The sequence below is a fragment of the Streptomyces sp. NPDC020681 genome (assembly GCF_044334895.1).
Taxonomy (GTDB): Bacteria; Actinomycetota; Actinomycetes; order Streptomycetales; family Streptomycetaceae; genus Streptomyces.
On record NZ_JBIRTX010000001.1, the window covers coordinates 753058 to 765228 of the forward strand.

Below are 12171 nucleotides of genomic sequence, written 5' to 3' on the forward strand. Positions count from 1 at the left end.
CACGCCACACCTCTATCGTTACTCGCCATGTGGCCAGGACAGCAGCCGCCCGGGGGCGAGCAGAACCCGCAGGACCAGAACCCGTACCAGCAGCCGGGTTACCAACAGCCGAATCCGTACCAGCAGCCGGGGTACCAGCAGCCCAACCCGTACCAGCAGCCGGACTATCAGCAGCCGACCGCTCCGTACGGCATTCCCGGGCAGCCGCCCGGCGGGCCGCAGCCGCCGCAGGACGACAAGAAGAAGACGACGATCGTGGCGATCGTCGCGGCCACGGCGGTCGTCGCTGCAGCGGTTGTCACCGGTGTGATCGTGCTGAAGGACGACGACAAGAAGACGACGGCCGACGACGGCAAGGTCAGCGCCTCGAAGACGCCGTCGCAGACGCCCAGCCAGCCTCCGGCGTCGCCGACGGAGAACCCGCGCGGCGGCGAGGACGCCAAGCCGACGATCGCGGGGTGGAAGGTCGTCACCAACCCGAAGCACGGCACGCAGTTCGACGTGCCGCCCGGCTGGGAGGTGTCGGGCTCGGGCGTGAGCACCTTCTTCGAGGACGAGAAGAAGGGTGACGGCTCGCCCGTCGTCGTGATGTCGGCACCGGCGCACTACAAGTCCAAGTGGTGCACCTTCGACACCGACAAGGACGGCGACCTCGAGGAATGGGGCATGAGCACCGTCGGCACCAAGGGCGGCAAGGGCGCGAAGGACGCCTCGACGGCCGCGTACAACGAGGCCGGCAACTGGGTCTGGGCCGGTTACGCCCAGACCGAGCCCAAGGGCACGGTCAAGGTCAACAAGGCGACGCCCTACACCACCAAGTCGGGGCTCGCCGGCAGCATCGCCACGGCCACCGCGATCGGTGTGAAGAAGGACAACAAGTGCGAGACCGACGGCAAGGCGATCGCCTTCTCCTTCAAGGACGCCGCCGGTGAGTTCAAGTCGTGGGTCCTCTACTCCAACAAGGGCGTCCCGGACGAGGTCCCGGATGCGACGATCCAGCAGATCCTGAGCACGGTTCGGCTGGCGAAGACGTCCACCGGCTGACGCCGAGCCGGTTTGGCAAGTCGGCCGGGCGGCGGGGATAGTCCCCAGGTGAACAGTCCCGCCGCTCCGGCCCGCCGCCCCCGCCGACGTCCCGAGTGGGCGGGGCGCAACTACACCCTGCTGACCGCCGCCGCGGTCGTCACCAACCTGGGCAGCCATGGCGCGCTCATCGCGGCGGCGTTCGCGGTGCTCCAGTTCGGCGGGGACGCCGGCGACGTCGGTCTGGTCGCGGCCGCCCGCACGCTGCCGCTCGTACTCTTCCTGCTGATCGGCGGCGCGGTGGCCGACCGGCTGCCGCGGCATCGAGTGATGGTCGCCGCCAACGCCCTCAACTGTGTGTCGCAGGCCGTCTTCGCCGTCCTCGTCCTGGCCGGCGAACCGCAGCTGTGGCACATGATGCTGCTCAGCGCGCTCGGCGGCACCGGTCAGGCGTTCTTCAACCCGGCCGCCGAGGGCATGCTGATGTCCAGCGTCAGCGGCGAACAGGTCAGCCGGGCCTTCGCACTCTTCCGGATGGCGATGCACGGCGCGGCCATCGGCGGCGCGGCACTGGGCGGTGCACTGATCGCGGCCCTCGGGCCCGGCTGGGTGCTGGCCGTGGATGCCGCGGCGTTCGCCGTCGCCGGCGCCCTGCGCGGATTCCTCGACGTCAGTCATATCCGGCCGCGCAAGCCCGGCGGCGGACTGCTGTCCGATCTGCGCGAGGGCTGGCAGGAGGTCAAGGGCCGGCCGTGGCTCTGGGCCGTCGTCGCGCAGTTCTCGGTGGTCGTCGCCGTCGTCGGCGCCGCCGAGTCGGTGTACGGGCCGCTCGTCGCGCGGGACGAGCTCGGCGGCGCCGGCCCCTGGGGCGTGGCGCTCGCCGCGTTCGGCGTGGGCACGCTGGGCGGCGCGGTGCTGATGATGCGCTGGAAGCCGAGGCGGCTGCTGTTCGCCGGAACACTCTGCGTCTTCCCGCTCGCCGCGCCCTCCGCCGCACTCGCCGTGCCGCTGCCCGTCGCGTGGCTGGCGGTCGTGATGCTGCTGAGCGGTGTGGCGATCGAGGTGTTCGGGGTGTCCTGGATGACCGCGCTGCATCAGGAGATCCCTGAGGACAAACTCTCCCGGGTCTCCGCGTACGACTGGTTCGGCTCGGTGGCGATGCTGCCGCTGGCCACCGCGCTCGCCGGACCCGCGGAGGGCCTGTTCGGGCGGCGCGAGTCGCTGTGGGGATGTGCGGCGCTGGTGGTGCTGGTCACCGCCGCGGTGCTGTTCGTGTCCGACGTACGGAATCTGACCCGGCGCACCAAGCAGGTCGCGGGCGCCGCGGCGACGCCGTCAGCCGATGCTGAAGGCGCCGTCGGGCGGCTCGGGTGACGCCTGCGCGTCCGTGTCCCGTACCGGCGTCGCCGCTCCGATGAGCCGCCTCAGCGCAGGACCGTGCTCGACACGGGCCGGGAAGGCGTCGGCTGAGGTCAGGCGGGCCAGTGTCGCGATGTCGATCGGGGCGTGGGAAGCCAGCAGCAGCGCGTTGCCGAAGCGACGGCCGCGCAGTACCGCCGGCTCGGCGATCAGCGCGAGCTCCTCGAACACCGCGGCGAAGGTGGCGAGTTGGGAGCGGAGGAAGGCGAACGGCGCGCTGTCGGCGAGATTGGCGGCGTAGATTCCGACCGGCCGCAGAACGCGTTCCGCCGCCTGCGCGTATTCGAGCGAGGTGAGGTGGGCCGGGACGCGCGAGCCGCCGAAGACATCGGCGATCAGCACGTCCGCCGAGTCCGCGGGGGCCGCCTCGACCCAGGCGCGGGCATCCGCGCCGTGCACCTCGATGCCCGAGTCCGCGGGCAGCGGCAGATGCTCGGCGACCAGCCGGAGCAGTCCGCGGTCGGCCTCCACGACGTCCTGCCGTGAGCCGGGGCGGGTCGCGGCGGCATAGCGCGGCAGGGTCATCGCCCCGCCGCCCAGGTGCAGCAGATCGAGCGGCTCGCCCTCGTCCGCGAAGCTGTCGACGACATGCGCGAGCCGCCTCGTGTACTCGAACTCCAGGTGCGTGGGCGCGTCCAGATCGACGTACGACTGCGGCGCGCCGTTCACGGTCAGCAGCCAGGCCCGCTCGCGGTCGACGTCGGGCATCAGCTTGGCGGTGCCGCTGTCCAAGGCGCGCGTCACGGGTATCGGCTCGTCCACGGCTCCATTGTTTCAGCCGTTTCAGGAAGGTCCCCAGACGGCAGCGACCTGCTCCGCGTGCGCGGCGGCCTGCGCCAGGCCGGCCCGCGCCGCCGGAGCGCGCCGGGCCGGGTCCAGGACATTGCGGCCGAAGGCCTTCCGGGCCGCGCGGTCGGGCGTGATGAGGACGACCTTCGCGCCCTTGGCCCGCAGCTTCGCGGCCTGGACGCGGGGTGCCGGAATGGGCCCGCCGCCGACGGCGATCGGCGCGACGATGATCACCTTGCCGTGTCCGGCGGCGAGATCGGCGTTCGCCGACGAGCGCACTCCCCCGTCTATGAACCGCCGGCCGTCGATCGCGACGGGCGGCCAGATACCCGGCACCGCGCAACTGGCGGCCACCGCGTCGACGAGTCCGACGCCGCTGTCCCGGTCGAAGGCGTGGAACTCGCCGGTGGCGGCGTCGAGAGCCGTCACGACGAGCCGTCGCCGCACCGGCCACTCGTGGGACAGCAGCCGCCCTGCGATCACGTCCCGGCGGACGGACTGCTCCGGGGCGCGGGCATCGAGCGCCATGCGGCCCATCCGAACTCCGTAGGTCTGCGCGTTCTTCGAGCGCAGCACGATCCATGCGTACCTCGCGAGCATGGCCGGTCCCATGTTCGCGGCCATCTCCCCGTCGGGCGGCACGAGTTGGCGTGCGTAGAGTTCGTCGATGCCGAGCAGCCCGGAGGTGAACTGCGCGCCGACGACGGAGCCCGCGGAGGTGCCGATCACCGTGTCGGCGGTGCCGAGGTCCACTCCGGCCCGCGCCAGGCCGTGCAGGATGCCGACCTCCCAGCCGATGCCGGTGAGCCCGCCGCCACCGAGTACGAGTGCCGTGTCGCCCATCCCCGCCGCCTTCCGCCGTGGTGTGGTGGCAGCAGCGTAGGCACAGGCGGCTGTTCCACGTACCGATGAGTACGTGGAACAGCCGCAGGGCTCTCTAGCCGACGACCTCGGTCACCGTGCCCGCGCCGACCGTGCGGCCGCCCTCACGGATCGCGAAGCCGAGCCCCGGCTCCAGCGGGATGTCGCGGCCGAGCTCCACGGTCATGCCGACCGTGTCGCCGGGCCGGGCGACGGCGCGCTCGCCGAGGTCGACGTCGCCGACGACGTCCGCGGTGCGGATGTAGAACTGCGGCCGGTAGCCGGTGGAGACCGGCGTCGTACGACCGCCCTCACGGCCCGAGAGGACGTACACCTGCGCGGTGAAGCGCCGGCTCGGCGTGATGCTGCCGGGCGCGGCAACCACATGGCCGCGGCGCACCGCGTCCCGCGACAGACCGCGCAGCAGCAGCGCGACGTTGTCACCGGCCTCCGCGGACTCCATCGGCTTGCCGAAGGTCTCCAGGCCGGTCACGACCGTCTCGACGTCCGCGCCCAGCACCTGGACCCGGTCGCCGACGCGGACGGTGCCGCGCTCGACGGCGCCGGTGACGACCGTGCCGCGGCCGGTGATGGTGAGCACGTTCTCCACCGGCAGCAGGAACGGCGCGTCCGTGTACCTGACGGGCATCGGCACATAGGTGTCGACGGCGTCCAGCAGCGCCTCGATCGCGGCGGTCCAGCGCGGGTCGCCCTCCAGCGCCCGAAGCCCGGAGACCCGGACGACCGGCACGGCCTCGCCGCCGTAGCCGTGGGCGCTGAGCAGCTCGCGCACCTCCAGCTCCACCAGGTCGGTGAGCTCGTCGTCGCCCGCGTCCGCCTTGTTGAGGGCGACGACGATGTGGTCGACGCCGACCTGGCGGGCGAGCAGGACGTGCTCGGCGGTCTGCGGCATGACGCCGTCCAGCGCCGAGACGACAAGGATCGCCCCGTCGAGCTGCGCCGCCCCGGTGACCATGTTCTTGACGTAGTCGGCATGGCCCGGCATGTCCACATGCGCGTAGTGCCGGGTGTCGGTCTCGTACTCGACGTGCGCGATGTTGATGGTGATGCCCCGCTGCGCCTCCTCCGGCGCGCGGTCGATCCGGTCGAACGGCACGAACGTGCCGGTCCCGCGCTCGCTGAGGACCTTGGTGATGGCGGCGGTCAAGGTGGTCTTGCCGTGGTCGACGTGGCCCATGGTGCCGATGTTCAGGTGCGGCTTGGTGCGCACGTATGCCGTCTTGGGCATGGTTCTTCCTCGGAATTCGAAGCGTGATCTCGGCAGACGAGATCTCGAAGCGTGCTGAGGACCCCTGGGCCTTGCCGACCCTCCCCCTGCGGGGTCCGCCGGACGATCCGGGAAGGGTCAGCTTCGGGCGCCGCCGAGCAGCGCCGCTGCGGCGGCTGCGGCCGCTGCGATGAAGAGGAATGCGGCAGCCTTCGGCGCGTCCGCGACTGCGGACGGCGCTGCGGGGAAGGCGTACCGGAACATGCGTCGATGCTCGCTCACGGCGCTTCGCCGCGTCGAATGGTTTTCGCCGCCCGGAAGTTCAGCAGCTCACAGATTCTTCAGCGCTTCTCGTACGGACAGCGGCGCGAGCCGGTCGCGGGCACCGTCGACGAATGCGCGCACCGCGTCCGGATCGGTCTTGGCGTACTCGCGCAGCGACCAGCCGATCGCCTTGCGGATGAAGAAGTCGGTGTGGTCGGCGCGGCGCAGGCAGTAGCGGAACAGCCGATCGGCGTCGGTCGCCTCCTTGTAGCGGAGCTGGTGCAGCAGAGCGGTGCGCGCCACCCACAGGTTCTCGTCGTCGATCCAGCGGTCCATCTCGGACGTCAGCTTCGGGTCCGCGGCCACCAGCGGGCCGACGGTGTGCGAGGCGAGCGCGTCGACGGTGTCCCACCAGGAGACGGTGACCACGAGCCGGCCCGCGACCGGCAGAAAGCCGGAGGAGCAGCGCCCCACGTACCGGCGCAGATAGTCGACGGCGAAGTAGTGGTACTCGCGCTCCGGCAGCTCGAAGCAGCGCAGGGCGACGGCCGTGCAGTCCGGCTCGTCCGGCTTGGGCAGCCCGTCGAGCACGGAGCGGGACAGTGCGCGCCGGTCCGCGGTGTACAGGCCCAGGAAAGGCGCGATGCCCTTCATGTACGCGGCGGCCCCGGCGGCCCGCTCCGGGTCGGCGCCGGTGGGGTACAGGGCGGTCAGCCGTTCCATCACGGTGTCGGCGAGATCGCTCTGCGGCACTGCGGGCGTCATGAGACTCACACTACGGCGATCACATCCCCCTGTCGGTTAGTCTCCCCGGGTGTTCGAGCCCGCCCCCCGGCCCTCCGCCGGCCTTGCCGTCCGCTGCGCCAGCGCGCTGTTCTCGCCATGGTCGCGGCTGTCGCTGCTGGTGCTCCTGCTGGCTTCGGGAGCGGCGCTGGTGCTGCTGTACGAGCCGCAGCGGCTGCTCGCGGCGGGCTGGCCGCCGCAGCTGAGCGGTGCGGCGGCGGTGGTGCTGTTCGGTGTGGCGTACGGCGCGTGCACCGCGGCGTTCGTGCCACGGCCGCTGCTCAATCTGGCGGCAGGCGCGCTCTTCGGCTCACAGGCCGGACTGGTCTCGGCGATGATCGGGTCGGTGCTGGGTGCGGGCATCGCCTTCGGGCTCGGCCGGCTGCTCGGCCAGGACGCGCTGCGGCCGCTGCTGCGCGGCCGCTGGCTGAAGGCGGCGGACAGACAACTGAGCATGCACGGCTTCCGTTCGATGCTGGCGATCAGGCTCTTTCCCGGACTGCCGTTCGCCGGGATCAACTACTGCGCGGCGGTCTCACGCATCGGCTGGCTTCCGTATCTCCTGGCGACGGCCATCGGCGTGATCCCGAACACGGCGGCGTATGTGATCGCGGGCAGCCGGGCCGGTTCGCCGACCTCTCCGGCGTTTCTGGTGGCCATGGGCTTCATCGTGGTCACCGGGCTTGCCGCGGCCTGGTTGGCCTGGCGCAAACGGCACCGGCTGCCGGCCCGCTGACCGGCTGTTTCGCGACGGTCCTGGGCCACGGCGGGTCAGACTCGAAGTCTCGAGCCGTGCCGCTCGCCCGCCCGCCCCGCGACAGGAGCACCGATGGCGAAGCCCGCAACGCCCCACTCCTCTGCCGACAAGACGCCCGCCGACCAGCTCGACGTGGAGCCCTCCGAGTCCGAACAGCTGCTCTTCGGCGGGCCGCTGCGCTACGACATGGGCTGGAACAAGCACGAGGACGGCTTTCTCCAGCTGAACTTACGGTCCATGGTGACCCAGCTGCCCCATCTTCTCGCCCTCACCGGCCGGTTGGCGTGGGAGGCGGACCGCGGCGCGCTGCGTCTGGTGGCCTGCGCCGAATTCGGGCGGGGCGTCGGACAGGCGGTGGGGCTGATCGCCGCGAACCGGGTGCTCGCCCATCTCCTGGACGGTGGCAGCACTGCCGAGCGGCTCTCGGCGGCGGCGCCCGCGCTCTCCGTTGCCGCTTTCGTGGCCCTCGCGAACGCGGTGCTGCGCGCGATGTCGACCGCCGGCACCGGCCAGTTGGAGCCGAAGGTCGAGCGTGTCGCGACCGAGCGCTATCTGGCGCACACCGCGCGGGTGGAGCTGGAGGCGGTGGAGGACGAGGAGTTCCACAAGCTCCTGGACAGCGCCCAGTACGGGGCGAGTTCGGCCCGCCGCATGGTGAAGTACTGCGCCAATGTCATCGGTGCGCTGCTGTCGCTGATCGCCGCGGCCGGTGTGCTCGCCGTTCTCCACCCCGTCCTGCTGCCACTGCTCGTGGCGATGACGCTGCCGAGCGCGTGGGCGGCCCTGTCCGTGGCTCGCAGGCGCTATGTCTCGTTCCACGCCTGGGTGCAGCACGCCCGGGCCGGACAGCTGATCAGCGGGCTGCTGATCTCCACGGAGGCCGCGCCCGAGATCCGCGTCCACAATGTGGGGCCCTTTCTGCTGCACCACTTCCGGACGATGTCCGAGTCGCGGGAGGCCGAGCAGCGGCGGCTGGCACGGCTCGCGGCCCGTACGGGACTGATCGCGGCCGGGTGGACCGGGGTCGCGACGGCGGCCGCGTACGCCACGCTCGGCGGACTGCTGTGGACGGGCATGATGGCGCTGTCCGTCGGCGGCACGGCCGTCCTCGCCATCCGCGCCGGTTCGTCCAGCCTCGAAAACCTGGTCCTGCAGGTGAACTTCCTGCACGAGGAGAGCCTGTTCGTGGGCGACCTGCACCGGCTGTGCGAGGAGGCCGTCGAACGCGCCATCCCGGTCGGCGGACTGCCGTTGCCCGCCGAACCGGCCCGGATCACCTTCGAGGACGTCGTCTTCACCTACCAGGGCAAGGACAACAAGCGGGCCCTGGACGGCGCGAGCCTCACCATCCCGACGGGCAGGATCGTCGCGCTCGTCGGCGAGAACGGCAGCGGCAAAACCACACTGGTCAAGCTGCTCTGCGGGCTCTACCGCCCGGACGCGGGCCGCATTCTGTGGGACGACGTCGACGCCGCCGAGGCAGACCGCCAGGACCTGGTCTCCCGAGTGGCGGTCGTCGGCCAGGACTTCTACCACTGGCCCTTCACCGCCGAGGTCAACATCGCCATCGGCCGTCCCGACGCCCCGCCGAGCCGGCAGCGTCTCGAGGACGCCGTCCGGTACGCGGGCGCGGACCGGCTGATCGAGGAACTCCCGCGCGGCTGGAAGACCTTGCTCGCCCGCGGATACAAGGGCGGCCACCAGCTCTCCGGCGGCGAGTGGCAGCGTCTGGGCCTCGGCCGCGCGCACTTCCGCGCCGGGCAGATCCTCATCGTCGACGAGCCGACCTCCGCGCTGGACGCCAAGGCGGAGCAGCAGCTCTTCGAGCAGATCCGCCGGCTGGCCGACTCGGGTCAGACGGTCATTCTGATCACCCACCGGCTCGGCTCGGTCCGTGCGGCCGATCTGATCCATGTCCTGGACCGCGGCCGGGTCGTGGAGAGCGGCACCTTCGACGAGCTGCTGTCCGAGCGGACCCCGGGACCGAAGGTTTTCCGCGGTCTGTACGCGATCCAGGCGGCCCAGTACGCCACGGAGCGCACCGTGCTTCCGACCCAGCAGCAGTGACCCTCGGGCCCCGCGACAAGACCCTTATCGCAAGGACGCTAGGCTTCCGGAGCACTGGCGCATGATCGGGAACACCAACGCGCCATCTGACCGCGAGCATTCTTGGATGGCGTAGTTTTCCATGTCTTGGTTCGAATCATTCATCCTCGGACTCGTCCAGGGGCTGACCGAATTCCTGCCCATCTCCTCCAGCGCGCATCTGCGGCTCACCGCCGCGTTCGCCGGCTGGGAGGACCCGGGCGCGGCATTCACCGCGATCACACAGATCGGCACCGAGACCGCCGTCCTCATCTACTTCCGCAAGGACATCGTCCGGATCGTCTCGGCGTGGTTCCGCTCGCTCACCGACAAGTCGATGCGCAGCGACCACGACGCCCAGATGGGCTGGCTGGTGATCATCGGCTCGATCCCGATCGGTGTGCTCGGCGTCACGCTCAAGGACCAGATCGAGGGCCCGTTCCGTGATCTGCGGCTCATCGCGACCACGCTGATCGTGATGGGCATCGTCCTCGGCATCGCCGACCGGCTGGCCGCGCGCGACGAGGACGGCGGCAAGCACCGCGCCGTCAAGCAGCGCAAGACGCTGAAGGAGCTGAGCGTCAGGGACGGGCTGATCTACGGCCTGTGCCAGGCGATGGCCCTGATCCCGGGTGTGTCGCGGTCCGGCGCGACCATCAGCGGCGGTCTGCTGATGGGCTACACCCGTGAGGCGGCGGCCCGCTACTCGTTCCTGCTCGCCATCCCCGCCGTACTGGCCTCCGGCGCCTACGAGCTCAAGGACGCCGCCAACGGCGGGCACGTCTCCTGGCCGCAGACGGTCTTCGCGACGATCATCGCCTTCGCCGTGGGCTACGCCGTGATCGCCTGGTTCATGAAGTTCATCACTACGAAGAGTTTCATGCCGTTCGTGATCTACCGCATCCTGCTCGGAATCCTGCTGTTCATCCTGGTCGGAAGCGATGCGCTGAGCCCGCACGCCGGTGAGTCGGGCGGCTGAGGCCCGCCGTCGCGGGGAAGACGGCTGTCGTACCGAGGCCTTAGCCTGTCGGCATGTCCCTGCTTCCCCGCGAGTCTGAAACTGCTTCGTCCGCCGCCGAACTCAACGCCCGCATCCGTGAGCTGTGGGCCGACGGGCAGCTGCCCGACGAGCGGCGACCGGAGTACGAGGCACTTGTGGTGGAGTGGGCCGCGGCGGCGCTCGAGGACGTCCAGAGCGCGGCCTGAGCAGGTCTGCCGCCGTTGCGGCCGGGCGGCCGGTGCGCGCCCACTCGGCTAGCCTGACTCCACGATGAACCGTTTGACCACGTCATGGGGCGCTTTCGAGCTCGCCCGCTTCCCCGAGGACCCGCGCGAGACCCTCCGCGCCTGGGACGCCGCCGACGAATACCTGCTGCGGCAGCTCAAGGGAACCGAGAGCAGTGCTCCGGTCGACCTCTCCGGGGACGTGGTGATCGTCGGCGACCGGTGGGGCGCGCTCACCGCGTCGATCGCCCCGCACAGCCCCCTGCAGATCACCGACTCCTTCCTCGGCCGGCAGGCGACCCTGGCGAATCTGGCGCGCAACGGCATCGACGCCGGTGACGTACGGCTGCTGTCGGCCCGGGACGTACCGCCGGAGCGGATCGACGTGCTGCTCGTCCGCGTGCCGAAGAGCCTCGCGCTGCTCGAGGACCAGCTGCACCGGCTCGCGCCCGCCGTCCACGCCGACACCGTCGTCATCGGCGTCGGGATGGTCAGCGAGATCCACACCTCCACGCTGAAGCTGTTCGAGCGGATCATCGGCCCGACCAGGACCTCGCTGGCCGTGAAGAAGGCCCGGCTGATCTTCTGCACGCCGGATCCGGCCCTGGAGCGCACACCCAGCCCCTGGCCGCTGCGCTATGCGCTGCCGGACGACGTGGGCGTGGTGGCGGGGCGGCCGGTCACCAATCACGCCGGCATCTTCTGCGCCGAACGCCTCGACATCGGCACCAGGTTCTTCCTCCGGCATCTGCCGTCCGGCACCGGACCGCAGCGGGTGGTGGATCTGGGCTGCGGCAACGGCGTCGTCGGCACGGCCGCCGCGCTGGCCAACCCCGAAACCGAAGTGCTGTTCGTCGACGAGTCGTTCTCGGCTGTGGCGTCGGCCGAGGCCACGTACCGCGAGAACGTCACCACGGACGCGAAGGCGGAATTCGTCGTCGGCGACGGGCTGTCCGGGATCCCGGACGGTTCGGTCGATCTGGTGCTGAACAATCCGCCGTTCCACTCGCACCGGGCGACCACGGACACGACGGCCCGCCGGATGTTCGGCGGCGCCCGCCGTGTGCTGCGGCCCGGCGGCGAGCTGTGGGTGATCGGCAACCGTCACCTCGGCTACCACGTGCGGCTGCGCCGGCTCTTCGGCAACTGCGAAGTCGTCGCGAGCGACGCGAAGTTCGTGGTCCTGAAGGCCGTACGGACGTAGGGCCGAGGCTTTCGGCGTTGACCTCGTTCCCGTGAACGGCCTGGTCACAGGCGGTTTCCCGGCCGCTGCGCCGACGGTCAACAGGCAACCCGTCGACCCCGGTGCGCAGCGGGGACAGGCTGAGGTCGTCAGCACGAAGCAAGACCTTCCAGGGGGAAGTCAATGCGCAAGATGATGTCGACCGCCGCGGCGCTCGTGTTCGCCGCCGGCGCGGTGACGGTGGCCGGTGCGACCCAGGCCCAGGCCGGGGCCACTGACTACCACGGCTGCCCGGACGGGTACGTCTGCATGTACCCGGACGCCAGCTGGAACAACGACCGGCCGAGCCACAAGTGGTACACCTACGGGGCCCACAACCTCAGCAACGTGTACGGGGTTCACCGCATCGTCAACAACCAGACCGGCGGTGCGACCATGCAGACCTGTACCGGGTACAACGGCACGGGATGCGAGGGCTACCTGCCGGGCGGCGGCTGGTCGATCGACAAGAACATGACGCCGATCAACTCCATCCGCCTCAACCGGCCGTAACCA

The 12171-nt window shown here is 70.8% G+C and carries 13 protein-coding genes; 8 read left to right on the forward strand and 5 right to left on the reverse strand.

What is annotated here, in order from left to right; all coding sequences use genetic code 11:
- Positions 1-27: 27 nt before the first annotated feature.
- Together ACH4YL_RS03155 and ACH4YL_RS03160 are read left to right on the forward strand one after the other, a co-directional pair.
- Positions 28-1044, forward strand: a complete 1017-nt coding sequence (locus tag ACH4YL_RS03155; protein WP_398504226.1) for a hypothetical protein — start codon at positions 28-30, stop codon at positions 1042-1044.
- Between the two features lie 48 nt (positions 1045-1092).
- Entirely contained in the window at positions 1093-2397 is a 1305-nt protein-coding gene (locus ACH4YL_RS03160; RefSeq protein ID WP_398504228.1) for an MFS transporter, read from the forward strand.
- Here ACH4YL_RS03160 and ACH4YL_RS03165 read toward each other — a convergent pair.
- The 5 genes from ACH4YL_RS03165 to ACH4YL_RS03185 form a co-directional block, all read right to left on the reverse strand.
- Positions 2359-3204, reverse strand: a complete 846-nt coding sequence (locus tag ACH4YL_RS03165; protein ID WP_398504230.1) for a spermidine synthase — start codon at positions 3202-3204, stop codon at positions 2359-2361. The genes ACH4YL_RS03160 and ACH4YL_RS03165 overlap by 39 nt on opposite strands.
- Positions 3205-3225: 21 nt before the next feature.
- On the reverse strand, positions 3226-4074 hold the full coding sequence (locus ACH4YL_RS03170) for a patatin-like phospholipase family protein (protein ID WP_398504232.1): 849 nt from the start codon (positions 4072-4074) through the stop codon (positions 3226-3228).
- Positions 4075-4168: 94 nt separating this feature from the next.
- Complete coding sequence (gene tuf, locus ACH4YL_RS03175; RefSeq protein ID WP_398504234.1) at positions 4169-5341, reverse strand: elongation factor Tu; 1173 nt, start codon at positions 5339-5341, stop codon at positions 4169-4171.
- Between the two features lie 117 nt (positions 5342-5458).
- Positions 5459-5584 (reverse strand): hypothetical protein, encoded by a 126-nt coding sequence (locus ACH4YL_RS03180; RefSeq protein WP_398504236.1) that lies wholly within the window; start codon positions 5582-5584, stop codon positions 5459-5461.
- 66 nt (positions 5585-5650) lie between these two features.
- Positions 5651-6349 (reverse strand): DNA alkylation repair protein, encoded by a 699-nt coding sequence (locus ACH4YL_RS03185; RefSeq protein ID WP_398504238.1) that lies wholly within the window; start codon positions 6347-6349, stop codon positions 5651-5653.
- 49 nt (positions 6350-6398) lie between these two features.
- On the opposite strand from ACH4YL_RS03185, the gene ACH4YL_RS03190 reads away from it, so the two are divergent.
- The 6 genes from ACH4YL_RS03190 (at position 6399) to ACH4YL_RS03215 (ending at position 12168) form a co-directional block, all read left to right on the forward strand.
- Positions 6399-7103 carry a TVP38/TMEM64 family protein gene (locus ACH4YL_RS03190; RefSeq protein ID WP_398504240.1) on the forward strand — a complete coding sequence of 235 codons (705 nt, stop codon included), beginning with the start codon at positions 6399-6401 and terminating at the stop codon, positions 7101-7103.
- Between the two features lie 207 nt (positions 7104-7310).
- Complete coding sequence (locus ACH4YL_RS03195) at positions 7311-9191, forward strand: ABC transporter ATP-binding protein (protein WP_398504392.1); 1881 nt, start codon at positions 7311-7313, stop codon at positions 9189-9191.
- 121 nt (positions 9192-9312) lie between these two features.
- Positions 9313-10188 (forward strand): undecaprenyl-diphosphate phosphatase, encoded by an 876-nt coding sequence (locus ACH4YL_RS03200; RefSeq protein WP_398504242.1) that lies wholly within the window; start codon positions 9313-9315, stop codon positions 10186-10188.
- A 53-nt stretch (positions 10189-10241) separates the two neighbouring features.
- Positions 10242-10415 (forward strand): hypothetical protein, encoded by a 174-nt coding sequence (locus tag ACH4YL_RS03205; RefSeq protein WP_398504244.1) that lies wholly within the window; start codon positions 10242-10244, stop codon positions 10413-10415.
- 64 nt (positions 10416-10479) lie between these two features.
- The gene (locus tag ACH4YL_RS03210) at positions 10480-11637 is read left to right on the forward strand and encodes a methyltransferase (RefSeq protein ID WP_398504246.1); all 1158 of its coding nucleotides are present in this window, start codon (positions 10480-10482) and stop codon (positions 11635-11637) included.
- A 162-nt stretch (positions 11638-11799) separates the two neighbouring features.
- Complete coding sequence (locus ACH4YL_RS03215; protein WP_398504248.1) at positions 11800-12168, forward strand: hypothetical protein; 369 nt, start codon at positions 11800-11802, stop codon at positions 12166-12168.
- Positions 12169-12171 lie beyond the last annotated feature (3 nt).